Source organism: Tenacibaculum ovolyticum DSM 18103 (assembly GCF_000430545.1).
In the GTDB taxonomy this organism is placed as follows: Bacteria; Bacteroidota; Bacteroidia; order Flavobacteriales; family Flavobacteriaceae; genus Polaribacter; species Polaribacter ovolyticus.
On record NZ_KE387163.1, the window covers coordinates 461,012 to 478,745 of the forward strand.

The 17,734-nt window shown below is 28.1% G+C and carries 19 protein-coding genes; 3 read left to right on the forward strand and 16 right to left on the reverse strand.

What is annotated here, in order from left to right; translation table 11 throughout:
* Positions 1 to 9 precede the first annotated feature (9 nt).
* Entirely contained in the window at positions 10 to 351 is a 342-nt protein-coding gene (gene arsC, locus H518_RS0112080; protein ID WP_028889298.1) for an arsenate reductase (glutaredoxin), read from the forward strand.
* Positions 352 to 463: 112 nt separating this feature from the next.
* Complete coding sequence (locus tag H518_RS0112085) at positions 464 to 3,268, forward strand: M16 family metallopeptidase (RefSeq protein WP_043706894.1); 2,805 nt, start codon at positions 464 to 466, stop codon at positions 3,266 to 3,268.
* Between the two features lie 46 nt (positions 3,269 to 3,314).
* Here the strand turns inward: H518_RS0112085 and H518_RS0112090 are convergent, their stop codons facing one another.
* The 12 genes from H518_RS0112090 to H518_RS0112145 all read right to left on the reverse strand — a co-directional run bounded on the left by H518_RS0112090 (position 3,315) and on the right by H518_RS0112145 (position 14,427).
* Positions 3,315 to 4,268, reverse strand: coding sequence for a glycosyltransferase (locus H518_RS0112090; protein WP_028889300.1), 954 nt, complete (start codon positions 4,266 to 4,268; stop codon positions 3,315 to 3,317).
* Positions 4,268 to 5,047: a DUF3050 domain-containing protein gene (locus tag H518_RS0112095; protein WP_028889301.1), complete on the reverse strand. Its 780-nt coding sequence runs from the start codon at positions 5,045 to 5,047 to the stop codon at positions 4,268 to 4,270. Before H518_RS0112095 ends, H518_RS0112090 begins: the two co-directional genes overlap by 1 nt.
* Positions 5,048 to 5,117: 70 nt before the next feature.
* Complete coding sequence (locus H518_RS0112100; RefSeq protein ID WP_028889302.1) at positions 5,118 to 5,930, reverse strand: enoyl-ACP reductase FabI; 813 nt, start codon at positions 5,928 to 5,930, stop codon at positions 5,118 to 5,120.
* Positions 5,931 to 5,968: 38 nt separating this feature from the next.
* Positions 5,969 to 7,621: a DNA repair protein RecN gene (gene recN / locus H518_RS0112105; protein WP_028889303.1), complete on the reverse strand. Its 1,653-nt coding sequence runs from the start codon at positions 7,619 to 7,621 to the stop codon at positions 5,969 to 5,971.
* A 180-nt stretch (positions 7,622 to 7,801) separates the two neighbouring features.
* Positions 7,802 to 8,692: a type IX secretion system protein PorD gene (gene porD, locus H518_RS0112110; RefSeq protein WP_028889304.1), complete on the reverse strand. Its 891-nt coding sequence runs from the start codon at positions 8,690 to 8,692 to the stop codon at positions 7,802 to 7,804.
* 129 nt (positions 8,693 to 8,821) lie between these two features.
* Positions 8,822 to 10,030: a bifunctional phosphopantothenoylcysteine decarboxylase/phosphopantothenate--cysteine ligase CoaBC gene (gene coaBC / locus H518_RS0112115; RefSeq protein ID WP_028889305.1), complete on the reverse strand. Its 1,209-nt coding sequence runs from the start codon at positions 10,028 to 10,030 to the stop codon at positions 8,822 to 8,824.
* A gap of 1 nt (position 10,031) precedes the next feature.
* Entirely contained in the window at positions 10,032 to 10,352 is a 321-nt protein-coding gene (locus tag H518_RS0112120; protein ID WP_028889306.1) for a DNA-directed RNA polymerase subunit omega, read from the reverse strand.
* A gap of 3 nt (positions 10,353 to 10,355) precedes the next feature.
* Positions 10,356 to 11,168 (reverse strand): outer membrane protein assembly factor BamD, encoded by an 813-nt coding sequence (locus H518_RS0112125; RefSeq protein WP_237275376.1) that lies wholly within the window; start codon positions 11,166 to 11,168, stop codon positions 10,356 to 10,358.
* A 130-nt stretch (positions 11,169 to 11,298) separates the two neighbouring features.
* Complete coding sequence (locus H518_RS0112130; RefSeq protein ID WP_028889308.1) at positions 11,299 to 11,814, reverse strand: ferritin; 516 nt, start codon at positions 11,812 to 11,814, stop codon at positions 11,299 to 11,301.
* A gap of 120 nt (positions 11,815 to 11,934) precedes the next feature.
* Complete coding sequence (gene dapA / locus H518_RS0112135) at positions 11,935 to 12,810, reverse strand: 4-hydroxy-tetrahydrodipicolinate synthase (RefSeq protein ID WP_028889309.1); 876 nt, start codon at positions 12,808 to 12,810, stop codon at positions 11,935 to 11,937.
* Entirely contained in the window at positions 12,810 to 13,322 is a 513-nt protein-coding gene (locus H518_RS0112140) for a DUF6913 domain-containing protein (RefSeq protein WP_028889310.1), read from the reverse strand. Before H518_RS0112140 ends, dapA begins: the two co-directional genes overlap by 1 nt.
* A 28-nt stretch (positions 13,323 to 13,350) precedes the next feature.
* Entirely contained in the window at positions 13,351 to 14,427 is a 1,077-nt protein-coding gene (locus H518_RS0112145) for an esterase-like activity of phytase family protein (RefSeq protein ID WP_028889311.1), read from the reverse strand.
* 73 nt (positions 14,428 to 14,500) lie between these two features.
* On the opposite strand from H518_RS0112145, the gene H518_RS0112150 reads away from it, so the two are divergent.
* Positions 14,501 to 14,890 carry a DoxX family protein gene (locus H518_RS0112150; protein WP_028889312.1) on the forward strand — a complete coding sequence of 130 codons (390 nt, stop codon included), beginning with the start codon at positions 14,501 to 14,503 and terminating at the stop codon, positions 14,888 to 14,890.
* 72 nt (positions 14,891 to 14,962) lie between these two features.
* Here the strand turns inward: H518_RS0112150 and H518_RS0112155 are convergent, their stop codons facing one another.
* From H518_RS0112155 to H518_RS0112170, 4 genes are all read right to left on the reverse strand, one after another.
* Positions 14,963 to 15,421, reverse strand: coding sequence for a GyrI-like domain-containing protein (locus H518_RS0112155; RefSeq protein ID WP_028889313.1), 459 nt, complete (start codon positions 15,419 to 15,421; stop codon positions 14,963 to 14,965).
* A gap of 255 nt (positions 15,422 to 15,676) precedes the next feature.
* A complete protein-coding gene (locus tag H518_RS21130; RefSeq protein WP_155995215.1) occupies positions 15,677 to 15,829 on the reverse strand; it encodes a hypothetical protein in 153 nt (50 codons plus the stop codon).
* Positions 15,830 to 16,203: 374 nt separating this feature from the next.
* Entirely contained in the window at positions 16,204 to 16,929 is a 726-nt protein-coding gene (locus H518_RS19785) for a helix-turn-helix transcriptional regulator (protein WP_043706898.1), read from the reverse strand.
* 8 nt (positions 16,930 to 16,937) lie between these two features.
* A complete protein-coding gene (locus H518_RS0112170) occupies positions 16,938 to 17,594 on the reverse strand; it encodes a lysoplasmalogenase (RefSeq protein WP_028889315.1) in 657 nt (218 codons plus the stop codon).
* Positions 17,595 to 17,734 lie beyond the last annotated feature (140 nt).

Here is a 17,734-nt window from a genome sequence, read left to right on the forward strand (position 1 = left end):
TATTTAATAATGATAAAAATATACCACAATAATAGATGCAGCAAATCACGTTGCGGATTAGAAATTTTAGAAAATTCAGGAAAAGAATTTGAAGTTGTGAAATACTTAGAAAATATTCCTACCGAAAATGAATTAAAAGAAATTATTAATTTACTAAATATCTCTCCAATTCAACTTGTTCGTAAGAATGAAAAAATTTGGAAAGAGGTATTTAAAGGAAAAGAATTATCCGATTCTGATGTTATCAAAGCTATGGTTGATAATCCTAAGTTAATAGAACGTCCGATTGTTATAAATGGTACTAAAGCTGTTATTGGTCGTCCTTCTGAAAATATTTTAGAAATTATATAATGATAACTCTAGAAATCTAGATTTTTTTTTATTTAACACTAATTAACAACTAAGTTTTTAGTTATTGGTTATTTCATAGTATATTAGCTACTTAATTAATATACAATTTACTATGAAGAAAATTTTATTGGGTATATCCCTCGCATTGCTTACCTCTATAGGATATAGTCAAAGTGCTAAAAAAGAAAAAATTAGTATAATGAAAATTCCGATTGATTCTTCAGTCAAGATAGGTAAACTGTCAAACGGAATGACGTATTATATTCAAAACAACCCAAAACCAGCCAACAAAGTAGAGTTACGTTTAGTCGTAAATGTTGGATCTATCTTAGAAGATAAAGACCAACTAGGTTTAGCTCATTTTATGGAACATATGAGTTTTAATGGTACAAAAAATTTTAAAAAAAATGAATTAGTCGATTATCTACAGTCAATAGGAGTTAAGTTTGGTGCACACTTAAATGCTTATACTGGTTTTGATGAAACAGTATACATTTTACCTATTCCAAGTGATGATAATACTAAGTTAGAAAAAGGTTTTCAAATATTAGAAGATTGGGCTCATGGCGCTTTATTAGAAGGTAAAGACATTGACGAAGAACGAGGTGTCGTTTTAGAAGAATATCGCTCTCGAAGAGGTGCAGATAGTCGTATGCTAGAAAAATACTTACCTAAAGTAATGCATGGTTCTAAATATGCAGAAAGACTACCTATTGGTACAAAAGAAAATTTAAAAACCTTTAAGCACGAAAGTCTTCGTCGTTTCTATAAAGATTGGTACCGTCCAGATTTAATGGCTGTTATTGCTGTAGGTGATGTAGATGTAAATATTTTAGAAGAAAAAATTAAAAAGCATTTTAATCAAATCCCTACTGCTAAAAACCCTAGAAAAAGGGAAGTTGCACCTCTAAAAAATCATAAAGAAACTTTTATTGCTATTGAAGCTGATAAAGAAGCTCCTTTTTCAAGAGTACAATTAATGTATAAAGATTATGATAAAGCTAAACCAGAAACAACAGTTGGTGATTATAGAAACTCTTTAGTGAAGTCTTTATTTTCTCAAATGCTAAACAACCGTTTAGATGAGTTACGTAATAGTGAAACTCCTCCATTTGTTTATGGGTATAGTTATCACGGAGGTACTTGGGCTAGAGCTAAAAATGCTTATCAATCTATGGCTGGTACTAGTGCCGATGGTCAATTAAAAGGATTACAAGCTTTATTAGATGAAAGTGAACGTGTAAAAAGATACGGATTTAAACAAGGTGAACTTGATAGAGCAAAAAAGAACGTAATTGCTCGTGTTGAGAAATCTTTTAAAGACAAAGATAAAAGAGATTCTAATAGAATTATTGGAGAATATGTAAATAATTTCTTAGAGCAAGAACCTATTCCTGGAATTACTTGGGAGTATAAAACACATCAAATGCTATTACCTTCTATAAAAATTGATGAAGTTAATAACATTATTAAAAACTTTTTACATGATGATAATCGTGTAGTTGTAATTACTGGTCCTAAAAAAGTAGTTACTGAACAACAAGTTTTAGATGCTTTAAATAATGTAAAGACAAAGAAACTAGAAGATTATAAAGATGAGGTTATTACTACTTCTTTAATCACAAAAGTTCCTACTCCAGGTAAAATCATCAATGCATCAGAAAATAAAGATCTAGGAACTAAAACTTTTACTTTAAGTAATGGTGCTAAAGTTACCTTTAAAAAGACTGACTTTAAAAACGATGAAATCTTATTTGACGCTTTTAGTTTTGGTGGTACATCTTTATATTCTGATAAAGAATTAAAAGCTACATCGTTCGCTAACGGAGCACTTTCTCAAGCTGGAGTTAACAGTTATACAAAAACAGATTTATCAAAAATGATGTCTGGTAAAATTGCACGTGTAAATCCTTATATCTCTGGTTTAAGTGAAGGTTTTAGAGGTTCTGCTTCACCTAAAGATTTAGAAGAGCTTTTTCAAATGGTCCATTTATACTTTACTTCTTTAAATAAAGATCAAAAAGCATTTAATTCTTATGTAAACAAGCAAAAAAGTTTTTTAGGAAATTTATTAGCTAGTCCTAATTTCTTCTTTCAAAAAGAAATGTCTGAATTTATGAATGAAGGAAATTCTCGTTACACAGGTTTCCCTACTCCTGAAAAATATGAGACTGCTGATTATGATTTAGCATATAAAAAGTACCAAGAACGTTTTGCTGATGCTGGTGATTTCCATTACTATTTTGTTGGAAATGTTGATGAAAAGAAACTAGCAGAATTTTCTATGAAATACTTAGCTTCTTTGCCTGCTAAAAATTCAAAAGAAACATACAAAGTGAGTTCATTCAGACCTTTATCTGGCGCACACTCAAAAACAGTACAGAAAGGTAAAGATCCTAAAAGTAATGTAAATATAACTTATCAAGGAAAGGCTAACTACAATAAGAAAGATGCATTAGCTTTTTCTAGCTTAGGTGAAATTGTTGGAATTAAATTAACTGAAAAATTACGTGAACAAGAAGGTGGTGTATATTCTTCTAGAACTCGTGGTAGTATTTCTAAAATGCCTTATGGATGGTATAGATTTAATATTTCTTTTCCTTGTGCTCCTGAAAATGTAGAAAAATTAAAAACAATTTCTGTTGACCAAGTTGCTTCTATTGTTAAAAACGGACCAACTGAAGAAGATTTAATGAAAACAAAAAAAGCGATAATTTTAGATCATAAAGAAGATTTAAAAAAGAATCGTTTTTGGCTAAGAACAATTAAAAATGTTGATTATCAAAAAAATGATGCTACAGATGCTCTTTCTTTTGAAGATCGCGTAAACGCTCTAACAAAAAAAGATATCCAAAATGTTGCTAAGAAATATTTAAATAGCGGTTATATTTTAGGAATATTGAATCCTGAAAAATAGTGTATTTTTAAATTACATAATAAAGCTCCCAAGAAATTGGGAGTTTTTATTTTTTTAAAAACTTCGACTCCAAAAATCCCAAACCATAACCATAAAACTGAGTAAAAGTGGTTATAATACTTAAAAAAGCAACTTTACCGTTTTTATTCTGACTTAAAGAGTCTATAAATATGAATAAGAAATAAAAGCTATAAAAAACTAAGAATTGCCAGTAGCCAAAGAAACTTAAGATAATACTTATATCAAAACCTATAATAAACAAACTAGGAAACCAATAAGTGATTTTTGCTGTTTTTGGATACTTTCTACTTAAAATTGGTCTTGCTGTTCCAAATGCAAAAGTTTGTTTAAAAAACTGTTTTATAGTACTTCTACGCTTATGATATACAAATGCTTTTTCAATTAATTGAGTTTTAAATTCATTTTCCCATAAACGAAACGTTAAATCAATATCTTCACCAGCTTTCATCTTAGAAAAACCTGCTGTTTTTTCAAAAGCTTCTTTAGAAATCCCTAAATTAAAACTTCTTGGTTGAAACTTCCCTACTCCTTTCTTCTTTCCTCTAATTCCACCTGTTGTTAACACTGAAGTCATAGAGTAATTAATCGCTTTTTGTAGTGATGTAAAGCTCTCATGTGCAGCATCAGGACCTCCAAAAGCATCCGTATAGTTTTCTTGCAAAGATTTTTGTACTTCTAATAAATACTGAGGAGGAACGATTACATCAGAATCTAAAATAATAAAATAGTTACCATTAGCACGTTCCATTCCAAAATTACGACTTGCTCCTGCACCACTATTATCTTTATAAAAATATTGTATACTTAGTCTATCCTTATAACAACTCACAACACCCTCTGAATAATATTGTGATCCATCTTCAATAATAATCACCTCAAAACTATCTTCAAACTCTTGTTTTACAAGGCTTTTAAGTAGTTCATAAATTTCTTGCGGTCTATTATAAACAGGAACAATTATAGAGAATTTTAACTTCATTACACTAAAATACTAAGGTTAATCTTTTTAGTAATACCATTCCAAAGATTAATCCTCTTTTGTAATGATTCTTTTGCATAATACAATACATCATCCCATTTTTGTTGGTCTTCACCACACAATTCTTCTATCATTTGTAGTGATAATGGTCCATGTTCATCACCATCTAATTCTATATGTCTTTTTAAATAATACGTTAATTTATTATAATTAAGATTCGATTTTTCTTCAGTATTCTTAACTATCTCAAAAAACATATCTGGTATTACATCTTCTCTACCGAAAGTAAAACTTGAAGCTATAATATGAGGCTCTGAAGTATTAATAACATCGAATGTAAATTTTAAAAATTCCTTTACTTCATCAATAACAATACTACTATTTAGTACTTCATTAATATTTTTACCTTCAATTAGTTTAAAGATAAAGGAATTCATTTCAGCAATGTCAGCTCCTACTTCTTTCATTGCATCAATATACATTTCAAAATGACTTTTAGGCTCTCCTAATTCATTTACATCTGTTTCTTCACAAAGTACAATTTCATTAATAAATCGCGCTGTTTTTGGATTTACAACAGGAATCCATGGCAAATTCACACAAGTTAATTGTTGCTGTAGTGTTTTTAATAAAGACATAAAATCCCAAACTGCAAAAACATGAGACTCCATAAAAATTTTTATATCGTCAATGCTTTTTAGTGATGTGTATAAAGCATGCTCTTTTAATTGTTTTCTTAGAGGAGCTAATTCCTTTTCAATATGTAAAATAGTATTCATTTCTAATAATTATAAATAAAAAATGCAAATCTAGTGATTTGCATTTTATAATTTTTCTATGATTTAAAAATTACTCTTCAGTAAATTTATCCATTACAGCTGTACTTACTCCCATGTTAGAAAAACCTCCATCATGAAACAAGTTTTGAAGTGTTACTTTTTTAGTTAAATCAGAAAACAATGAAATTGTATAATCTGCACACTCTAATGCTGTTGCGTTACCTAATGGTGACATTTTTTCAGCATATGATATAAACCCATCAAAACCTTTTACACCTTGTCCGGCAGTAGTTGGCGTTGGTGATTGAGAAATTGTGTTTACACGTACTTTATGATCACGTCCAAAGAAATATCCAAAACTACGGGCTATAGATTCTAAATATGCTTTATTATCAGCCATATCATTATAATCAGGAAATACTCGCTGAGCTGCCATATATGTTAACGCAACAACACTTCCCCATTCATTCATGGCTTCTTTGTTATATAAAACATTCATTACTTTATGAAAAGAAACAGCTGAAACATCCCATCCTTTCGTTGTAAAATCATATTTAGAATCTGTATAATGACGTCCTTTACGTACATTAACTGACATACCGATTGAGTGTAAAACAAAATCTATTTTACCTCCCAAAATCTCCATTGATTTTTCAACTAAATTTGTTATGTCATCCATAGAAGTAGCATCTGCAGGTATAATCTCAGATCCTGTTTTTTCTGCTAATTCTTTAATCTGTCCCATACGCATTGCAATAGGCGCATTCGTTAATACAAACTCTGCTCCCTCTTCATGTGCACGTTCAGCAACCTTCCATGCAATAGAATTTTCATCTAATGCTCCAAAAATAATTCCTTTTTTACCCTTTAATAAGTTGTACATATTTTACTTTTTAATGTATGTAGTTGTTTGTTTTATACTTAATTCAATAATTCTTTTGCATGTGTTAATGCACTTTCTGAAATGTCTTTACCACTTAACATTTCTGCTATTTCAATTACACGTTCATCATTAGACAATAATTTTAAGTTTGATGTTGTAACTCCGTCTTCCTCTCCTTTATATACTTTATAATGCTGTAATCCTTTGGCTGCAATTTGCGGTAAATGTGTAATTGTTATTACTTGCATATTTACTCCCATATCTTGCATTATTTTTGCAATTTTATTAGATACTTCTCCAGATACTCCTGTATCAATTTCATCAAAAATAATAGTAGGTAGCTTGGTATTCTCTGATAAAATCTTTTTTATTGATAACATTATCCTAGATAATTCTCCTCCTGATGCTACTTTTTTAAGTTCGCCAAAATTACCTCCTTTATTCGCTGAGAATAAAAATGATAAATTGTCTTTACCATTTGTAAAGTAATCTTTTGAAACGCTTAATTCTATCGAAAAACGAGCATTTGGCATTCCTAATTCTGTAAGTAAATATTCTAACTCTTTTTGTAGCTTAGGAATTGCTTTGTTTCTAGATTTAGTAATCATAGCAGCAACTTCATCTAGCTTTATTGACACTTCTTTAATTTCAGCATTCTTAGCATCAATCAATGTCCCTGCTCCTTCTACTTGAGCTACTTTTTTAGATAATGATTCATGAATAACTTGTAGTTCTTTAATCGACTCAACAGCGTGTTTCTTTTGTAAATTATATACTAATTGTAATCTATCATTTAGCTCTTCTATTTCATTCGGATTAAATTCGACTTCTTCATTAGCACTTTCTAATTCAGAAATTACATCATCTAATTCAATTTTTATACTTGAAATTCTCTTTGAAAGGTCTTCATAGTTTTTAGAATAAGAACTTATTTTTTGTAAGTTATTTTCTAAACCATTAAATAAATTCTGTAAACCAATATCATCATTTATAGAGACTTGCAATGCTTCAGATAAATTTAATTTTATTTCCTCTATATTATTTAATTTATCTAACTTTTCTTCTAAGATCTCTTGTTCACCTATTTTTAAGCTCGCATCCTCTAATTCATTAAACAAATGCAAGTTATACTCATATTGTTCATTAAATTTTTCGGTTTCTTCTTGTAAAGTCTTTAAATCTTTCTTTAAAAGCGAATACTTACGTAACCCTCTTTTATAGGAAGCTATTTTAGTTTGATTCTTAGCTAATGCATCAATAACAGAAAACTGAAATACTGTATCTGATAACTGTAATGTTTGATGCTGCGAATGTATATCTATCAACTTACTCTTTAAAGCTGATAAAACTGATAAATTTGCAGGAGTGTCATTTACAAATGCTCTTGATTTACCTGAAGGAAGAATTTCTCTACGAATAATCGTTTCGGCTTCATAATCTATATCTAATTTTTCGAATAAACTTTGTAAAGAATATTCGTCAATATTAAATTTAGCTTCAATAACACATTTCTTTTCTGTGTTTTTTAAGGAAGATAAATCAGCTCGATTTCCCATTACTAAGCCCAAGGCTCCTAATAAAATGGATTTACCAGCTCCTGTTTCACCTGTTATGATAGATAAACCTTTTGTAAAATCAATCGCTAAATGATTGATTAACGCGTAATTATGTATGGATAAGTGTGTCAGCAAATTCTATTCTTTAGAAAAATTAAAAATACAAATTTTCAATGAATTATATTACTAAAAAAAGAATGGAAGTTTACAGTTTATATATAAATAAAATAAAGGTAGCAACTATACTTAAAAAGTCTAAAATACAATTACTTAATCATGTTTAGTCGAAAAACAATTCTATCTTAAACTTAATAATTATTTAATTTTTTTCCACTTATCTTTATAAGTAGGTGCAATTTTTTCCAATACACTAATCATTTTTTGGGTGTTTTTCGCAGGTTTTCCATCAGAAAAAACGCTTGAAATTTCATCACCTTTAGCATCTAAAAAAACACGAATCATATAATTACCTATTGTAATGTTATGTAATTTATCTAATGCTATAACATTGTCTTGAATTCTTTGTTTTGCTACTTCTTTTTTCTCTGAAAAATTGTCAAATCCGTTTCTGTGATACTCATAAAAAATAGTTCGTAAAGGACTAAATTTAGAAGATAATAAATTATCTATTAACGCAAAACGATTTTGTTTTCCTATTTGGTTTTGCCATCCTGTTTCACCACTAGATTGCGCTTGTAGCATAACATTTTCTGCTTTTTTAAAATAAGCAGTTCCTGATTTTAAAGCGAAAGTATCAGCATCTGCACCTAAAATCGTATACACATAAAAAGCAATTGTTGATACTAAATTAGATTCGTAATTATTTGGGTTAAAAATTAACGGAGCAAACTCACTATAATTAAAATTAAAATTAGTGTCATTAATATTTAAAACAGGAGTCGCGTAAGAAGAGTTATATACAGGCCTTGTAGATTGCACTTGTATTGTTGCATTAAAATTGTTACCACTTTGCTCGTTTACAATAATGGTAAAGGCACAATTAATTCGTTCTTGTTGTTTGTAATTTTTGTTAGTCCATTGTTTTTCATTAATAAACTCAGTTAATGATTTTTCTAATGTTTCATAAACTTGTTTATTACTACTCTGAACTTTATCAGTATTTATCGTTACAAAAGCGTTTAATTCTTGCGATTGCGTTGTAAAAGTTGACAATATGGTTAAAAGAAAAAAGAAAAAATTACGCATTTATTATAATTTTATTTGTCTGGCCGAGCGCAGTCGAGACCTATTAAAACCTCTCGAAAAACTGCGTTTGTATCTTCAAAGTAAAAAACATTTCACTTTTCAATAATACCCGAGAAGACAATATAATTATTATTTAATTTTATTGATAATTTCATTAATTATATCAACTGACACTTCTTTTTTAGACTTTAAATCGAATACTTTTTGGTTAAAATCAGTATCAATAATAGTAATTTTATTAGTATCAGTAGCAAAACCAGCTCCCTTATCTTGTAACGAATTTAAGATAATTAAATCTAAGTTCTTACGTGTAATTTTATTTTTTGCATTTTCAACTTCATTATTTGTTTCTAATGCAAATCCTACTAATAATTGATTTTTTTTAATAGCTCCTAATGATTTTAAAATATCTTTTGTAGGCTCTAATTCTATTGTTAACGTTGAATCTTTCTTTTTTATTTTCTGCGTTGCAATATTTTTTGGTCTATAATCTGCAACAGCTGCCGACAAAATTGCAATATCTACATCATTATAGTAAGTATGACAAGCGTCATACATGTCTTGAGCTGATTTTACATCAACTCTTTTAATAAAAGAATGTGTTACTTTTTGGTAAGAAGGTCCTGATACTAAAACAACTTCAGCTCCTAAATTAGCTGCCGTTTTAGCTATTTCAAATCCCATTTTACCTGAAGAATGATTTCCTATAAAACGAACAGGGTCAATAGCTTCATATGTTGGCCCAGCTGTTATGAGTATTTTTTTTCCACGAAGTGGTAATTTAGAAACAATATCTTTTTCTATAAAATCAACAATATCTTCAGGCTCTGCCATACGACCTTCACCGACTAATCCGCTAGCTAGCTCACCAGAAGTAGCAGGAATTAAAATATTACCAAAATCTTGTAAACTTTCTAAACTTTTTTTAGTTGATGGATGCTTATACATATCCAAATCCATTGCTGGTGCAAAATAAACAGAGCATTTTGCCGATAAATATGTTGCTAATAACAAATTATCACAAGTACCGTTTGCCATCTTAGACATCGTATTTGCAGTTGCTGGAGCAATAATTAGTAAATCAGCCCATAAGCCCAAATCTACATGATTATTCCATAATTCATTTTCATCTTCTTTTTCGTAAAAAGTAGAATGAACCGGATTTTTTGATAAAGTAGAAAGTGTAAGTGGAGTAATAAAATCTTTAGACGCAGGAGTCATGACTACCATAACTTCTGCGCCAGATTTTATAAATAAACGAACCAAGTTCGCTGTTTTGTATGCGGCAATACCTGCAGTAACGCCAAGTAATACTTTTTTACCGCTTAATACAGACATCTTATTCGGTGTCTGGAGTTCTGTGATATATTTTACCATTTAACCATTCATCTACTGCAATAGCATGAGGCTTTGGTAAACGTTCGTAAAATTTAGAAACTTCTATTTGTTCTTTATTTTCAAAAACTTCTTCTAAACTATCGTTATAAGTAGCAAATTCATCTAACTTATCAACTAATTCTTTCTTTAAATCAGAATTAATTTGATTCGCTCTTTTAGCTATAACTGAAATAGCTTCATAGATATTCTCTGTTGGAGCTTCGATAGCTTCTTTATTATAAGTAATAGTACTTAATGGTGCTTTCGTTTCTTTATAATCCATTTTTTAACTTTTAACTAATTGTTCTTGTTCTTTATTTAATGCTGCTAACATTTCATTAGAATCTTTCATGAATTTAGACTCAGGAAAACTTCTTTTTAATTTATCGTATGCCTTTTTAGCTACCTTAATTCTATCAGCTTTTCTACGCGGCGTACTCTTCATTACAAAATCATGTGCTGCTTTTAAACGATAATATAATGCTTCTTCTTTATATTTCGTTCCTAAATAATCTGATAATAAATTATCAAAAGCAGTTATCGCTGCTCTATAATTTCTAGAATCATAACCTGCAGTTCTATAATATGTTTTTGCTATTTCAAATGCTTTTTTCTCTAACTTACTTCTTAATTCAGCATAATACTTGTTAGCTTCATCTAATTTATCTGAATTTGGATACCTGTCAATAAATGATTGGAACGATTCTAATGCTTTTCTTGTATCTGTTGGATCCAAGCTAAAACCTGGTGAAGCTTTATAATAACTTAATGCTGATAAAAAAGCAGCTTCTTCTCTTTTAGAACTTTTAGGGTAGTTTTTTGTAAATCTATTAAAGTAATAACCAGCCAAACCATAGTTTTTCTCGTTAAAATTTGATTGAGAAACCATAAACTGTATACGTTCCATCTGAGGTTTACCCCTATATGACGGTGTTATTTTTTCAAATAAACGTAAAGCTTTACTGTACTTTTGTACTTCGTACATTTTGGTAGCCATCTTGTATTGTTCATCAATACTTCCCTTATTCAATACTTTCTGATATTCTCCACATGAAGACAAGACCAATAGCATTACAATTATATACGCTAAATTTTTCATTTTTTGCATTTGGCAAAATTAGTGATTAATTATGGATTATTAAAACGATTTTTCACTCTAAATAGAGTATTGCAATAAACCATTAAATCTATTATAAAAACTCGTAATAATTATTAAATGTTTGTTAATGTTATTCTACAGTATTTGCAGCTCCTTGTGCAACAATTTGTTTCACATCATTATCAAACAAATATAAGCCTCCTTTATCATCACCTATTAAATTAATTTTATCTAAAATATTTCTTGCTAAAGCTTCTTCTTCTATTTGTTCTGCAACATACCATTGTAAAAAGTTATGCGTTGCATAATCTCTTTCTTCTAAAGTAATATGTACTAAATCGTTTATTGATTTTGACACCATTACTTCATGATTAAACAATGTTTGAAACATCTCTTTAAATGATCCAAACTCGGTTGGTGGTGCTGCTAAATCAGAAACTTGTGCATGTCCTCCTCTTTCGTTTACAAACTTTACTAGCTTTAACATATGCATACGTTCTTCGTCTGAGTGTGCGTACATAAACTGTGCTACCCCTTCAAACCCTTGAGTTTCTGCCCAACATGCCATTGATAAGTATACTTGAGATGATTCTGCTTCTATTTTTATTTGCTTGTTTAAAGCATTTTCTATTTTTTTTGATAACATTATTTTATTTTTTTTAGAGGTTTTTTATTTAAGAGGTATTCTAAATTTTAAACAAAGATGCTAAAAAAAGACTACAATTAAAAAATTGTAGTCTTTTATAACTCTTGTCTTTTTATAAAATTATAGGTTGTCTATAAAATCTGATATTTTCGTTTGTAAATTTTCTGTCGCTTTTACTAGTGGTAATCGAATTTCGTCTAAGCAAATTCCTTTTTTTAGTAATAATGCCTTAATTCCTGCAGGATTATTTTCTTCAAAGATATAAGATACAACATCCATCAATTTGTAATGAATTGCATAAGACTCTTTAGTTTCTCCTGCCAAACCTAATTGAATCATTTTAGAAAACTCTTTTGGTAATCCTTGTCCTATTACTGAAATTACTCCTGCAGCTCCTGCTAAAACGACTCCTAATGCTAAATCATCATCACCAGAAATTATTAAAAAATCTTTTGGTTTGTTCTTTAATAATTCTAAGTACTGTTGCTGATTGTTACCTGCTTCTTTCACAGCTACAATATTTTCAAAATCATTTGCTAAACGTAAAGTTGTAGCTGGCTCCATATTCTTAGCTGTTCTACCAGGTACATTATATAATATAATTGGTTTAGTACTTACTAAAGAAATTGCTTTAAAGTGTTGATAAAAACCTTCTTGCGTTGGTTTACTATAATAAGGTGCTACAGATAAAATACCATCAATATTTGATAAGTCTAATGATCTTAGTTCATCAATTACTGTTTGTGTATTATTACCACCAACACCTAATACTAAAGGCAACCTTCCTTTATTCTCATCAGAAATCACTTTAATAATTTCTTCTTTTTCTTCTTTTGTTATTGTACCACTTTCTCCTGTTGTTCCATTGATAACTAAATAACTTACACCGTTATCAATATTGTAATTTACTAACTTTCTAAGTGCATTAAAATCTACACTTAAATCTTCGCTAAATGGAGTAACTAAAGCAACTCCAGTACCAACAAATTTTTGCATTATATTTTATTTAAAATCGTTAAATATTTTTTTAATTCTTTATTTAAAACTGCCTCATTTAAGCCTTCATCAGCTACAACAATATCATACAATCTATCATCAATATCTGCAAAACCAGCTTTTAAGTTTGCTTTAGACAACAAAGTTATCATATTAGTATATAAATTAGGTGTTTTTACATAGTTAATCAATAAATCATAATCGTTTTTAACGAAATTTTTTAAATTGTCTGATTTTAAACTAGCATTAAATCCAATATCTTTTTTAGTAAAAAAAAGAGGAGAAGTATCTTCTTTCTTTAAAAATTCTTTATACACTAATACTTCTATATTTTCTTTTTTAAAAGAAAGTACATTTACTAAATTAGCTATCATTACATTTTCTAAGGATTCGTTATCTAATAAAATTAAAATTTTTTGAACCTTATTTAAATTATGATTTTTATTTACTTTTTTATCAATAGCTTTACTATACGTTTTTTCTATTGACCTTTGTTTCAGTTTACCTATCATTTTTAATAATTACTATTGCTAATGTACATTATTTATGCTGGATTTCTAACAATATAAATTGATTCAATTGCTTACCATATACTTGAAAATTATCATCAGAAACTACTATTAACGATTGATTTCCATTTGACAATTCAGGACCAAAAGTAATCCCTTCAATATTATCAATAATAGTGTCAGTTAATTTACCTTGTATTGATTCAAAATCAAATAACAACTCTTTTTTAAGCGGAATATATTCTTGTTTTTTTAAAGATTCAATATTTAAAGAATTTGTTGAGTCATCATCAATAGTTGCCTTAAAAATTCTAATAGTATTTCCTTGAGTTCCATATCCACTTTGATAAATTCTTTCTATAACAAAAAAACTATTCTTTGTATATTCTAAAATAGCAGTTACTCCGTTTAAATTAACTGTTCCTTTGGCTGGTTTTGTTATTTTTTCTAATTGATAAGTAAATTGTTTCGTCGCTTTTTTAGTTTCATTATTAAAATACGTAATTCGTATTGGTGATTCTGTTTTATGAAACGTTGGCTCTTCTCCATCTGCAGCCAATGGGCCTTCCATTGCTACCCAATAACCTTTTTTATCAATACTTTTCGAAGAGCTTTCAAAAGTTGCATTATGCTTTGGTTTTGCTAAAGAGTTTGCTTTAAAATAAGACGGTATCTTAATCTTATCTTGTATTTTACCTAAGCTATTTACTGTAAAAATAACTGGACTTTTACCTTTTCTTATAGATCCTTCGCTTACCAAGTTTATTTGATCATTTACAACAAAAATAGATTCTAAATCTAATACATTATCTTTATAAAACTGACTTACTGAATCTACCTTAATTGTTTGTTTAAATTCTACTGATTCTATTGAATCATCCTTTATTAAAATATCTCCAACTAAAATTCTTGGATTTTTTGAATCATCAACTACCATATAATATTGATTATTACTAAAATCAATACCTGAAATACCTCCAACAATTGTATTTTCAAATACTAATGAGTCTTTAACTATAAACTCATTTAAAAATTTTAATGATATTTTCTCTGTTTTACATCCTGTAAAAACTAAGAATACGACAATATAAAATAACTTTATTTTCATATTGCAAAAATACTATTTAATATAGATGTAAGGGTATAAAAACCACTTCGTCTAAAAATAAAAATTAATACAAATGAAAAAATATTTTCCTTTAATATTAAAAATTATCGCTGCATCTATAATGCTACAAACATTGTTTTTTAAATTTACAGGAGCTGAAGAGAGTGTTAACCTGTTTACAAAAATAGCAGGAAATAACGAAGCTTTTGCTAGAATAGGAACTGGTATTTTAGAGTTAATTGCTTCAATTTTATTATTTTCTCCAAAAAAAACTTGGTTAGGAGCTATTTTAACTGTCGGGCTAATGGCAGGAGCAATTATAGGCCACTTAACAAAATTAGGAATAAATCATAATAACGATAATGGGCTTTTATTTTTTAGTGCAATAGTTACATTTGTTTCTGGGGCAATCTTATTATTTTTTAATAGAAAACAGCTCCCTTTTATTAAAAGGAAATCATAAGTTTTTAAATTACAATATAATTACTTAAAAAGCAGCTTTAAATTACCTAAAACTGCTTTTTAAGTATCTCTTTTATTTTACATTTATGTAAATTTCTGCCTCTCCATTAGTCGGGTTTTGTGCCTTTTCTCCGTATACTTCAAAATCTGATGTGTAAGCACGTTTAATATCAGACTCCCATATTTTCATCCATTCATCTACTACAGCATTTTTTGTTAAATCTCCTTTTGCTACATATTTCTGATAATTAGCCGCTTCAATTCTCTTACCTACAAATCCTAAAGGAACATTATCAATATCACTTACTTTATATCCTAAAATCATTGTATAAGGCTTTGTATGATCACTTTCATAGTCAGTATATACTGCATACGTACTATCCTCAAGCCTATTTGTAACTTTACCTATTAAGTCATCTGACATAAATTGCTGCCATAATTTAGGTATATCTTGCATTGCTTGCCCGTTTTCATTGGTCGTTCTAATTGAAATTCCAACTACATAAAATCCTTCTTTCTTTAATGTATTCATTTTTATATTTTTTAATATTTATACAAAAGTAAAAGTGAGTTATGACAAAGGAGTGTCAGGGGTAGTTTTGTTTTTTTTCAAAATTTAAAAACACTCTTCTAAAATTACATTAGGTGATTTGAAATCATTCTCTATACAATTCTATAAGTAAAAGCAATTACTCTAGACTACTTCAACTTATTACCTTCTCTTTTTTAATAATTGAATTATTACAAGTAAAAAAATAATCGGTGTAATAAACTCAATTATATATTGTTATAATTTTACTTGGACTAATTTTTTTAAACATATATAGTTCCATAAAGAAAGTAGTATCCAAACAGGCGAAGAAAAAACAATAGCAAATAAATAAACAACTGACATACCTTTTAATGTCGCTGTAAATATATTATCTGTTGAAAGTTTCATTGAAATTGCTGTAAAAACGCAAACCAATAATAAAGTAAAAAGGCAGATACTTATCGAAATAAACACTATTTTAAATTTAGATTGCAACCGTTTATTTTCAGATGTTTTAATAAAAGCAAAAGAATGAATTATTAATATAGAAATATTAATTAATACATAGTATCCAATGGGCATTTCACCTAAATAAAACTTAATTGAAATATTACCTATAAGTACATTAATCAATATATAAATAAGATATAGATTTAAATTATCCTTTATTATAGTTACGTTTAATTTGTTAGACATCTCTAAAAATATGTTTTAAATAAAAAACAAGGGTTAACAATTATAGTTTAATCCTATTTTTTAATCAACATATATTAACTTCTTACCTAGTTCGCAAGATTTGCCTTATTAAGACCTGCTTTATATTTTTCTTCACAAATTTTAAAATACTCTTCTAAACTCATATCATGTGGTTCAAAATTATTTTCTGTATTTCTCATATTAGTAATACAGTCTATTCGAAAAGCTCTAAACTCATTACGTAACCTACAAAAAGCAATTAATAGCCAATTTAAATTAGTACTATACATAGCAAATGGTTCTACTATTCTTTTTGTTGTGTTTTTTTGAAGTGAATGGTATTCAATTTCTAACAACTGAAAATTAGTGATTGCTGTTTGCAATTTCATTAAATGATTACTCGATTTTTCTTTTTCTTGATTAAACCGAAATACAATTCTTTTAGATAATAAGTCTGCTCTATCTTTTTGTGAATATTTTAGAACAGCTTTAATTTTAGTAATAGCATTTGTATAATTATCAACAAAAGAAGCGTCTTTATTTTTTAAAATTAATTGCTCTGCTGTAATTAAAGCATTTGCTTCTTCTTCGGAAAACATTATAGGTGGTAATTGATACCCTTCTTGTAAAAAATAACCTTTTCCTTCTTCTGTAACAATTGGTATTCCTGAACTTTCTAACGTTCGAATATCTCTATAAATCGTTCGAATACTTACATTAAATTTCTCTGCTAATTCTCTTGCTGTAATTAATCGCTTAGATTGTAATATTGTTACAATTTGTGATAATCTAGAAATTCTTGGTTTTTCCATTTTAAAAATTATACTTTCTTTAAAATCACTGCTTTTACTATTAAATACTGAGAAACAACATATAATGTAATAATAGCAATATCGAAAAAATGCTTTGGACTGTAAAAATTATTTAAAGCTATTAAGCTATCTGATGCTATAAATAAAATACTTCCTAATAACAACCAAGTATTAGCTGTAGATTTTTCTTGTAAATAATTTAACAATGCGCAAGTACCAAAAGTTGAAATTGCTATTCCATATACAATTACAGGTACTAACATTTCTCCTAAATTATCTTTTATTAAAAATAATACAACTGTAAATAGTGCTACAAAAACAATTGATGTTGTTAATATTTTAACAATTGATGCTGTTTTTAAAAATTTAGTTGTCATTTTTATATACATAATATGTGCTATTAAAAATGATCCTAACCCAAATACAAAATAATTGGTTTTATCTAATAAAAATACATCTCCCCAAAAAGAGAAAAACAATGCTGAAACCAACCAGAAATTAGCTTTTTTAACCGATAACAAATAAACAATCACTAACGTTGTCATTAATAAAGGTTTAAAAATAATTTCTGAACTTTTATTTTGAATAATAACGGCATAAATATCAGTAATAGCAACTAATAAAAACACGATTGATGCTACTATAATTTTTGTTTGTTTGGTCATAAAAAATATTTTTAGTAAATTATTAATACAAAAGTAAATACTAAAATAAGAATAGTCTATCTAAAACTAATAGAATATTTTTTTTAGATTTACATAAGTAAAAACCTCAATAACGATAATAATCATTATTGAGGTTAAAA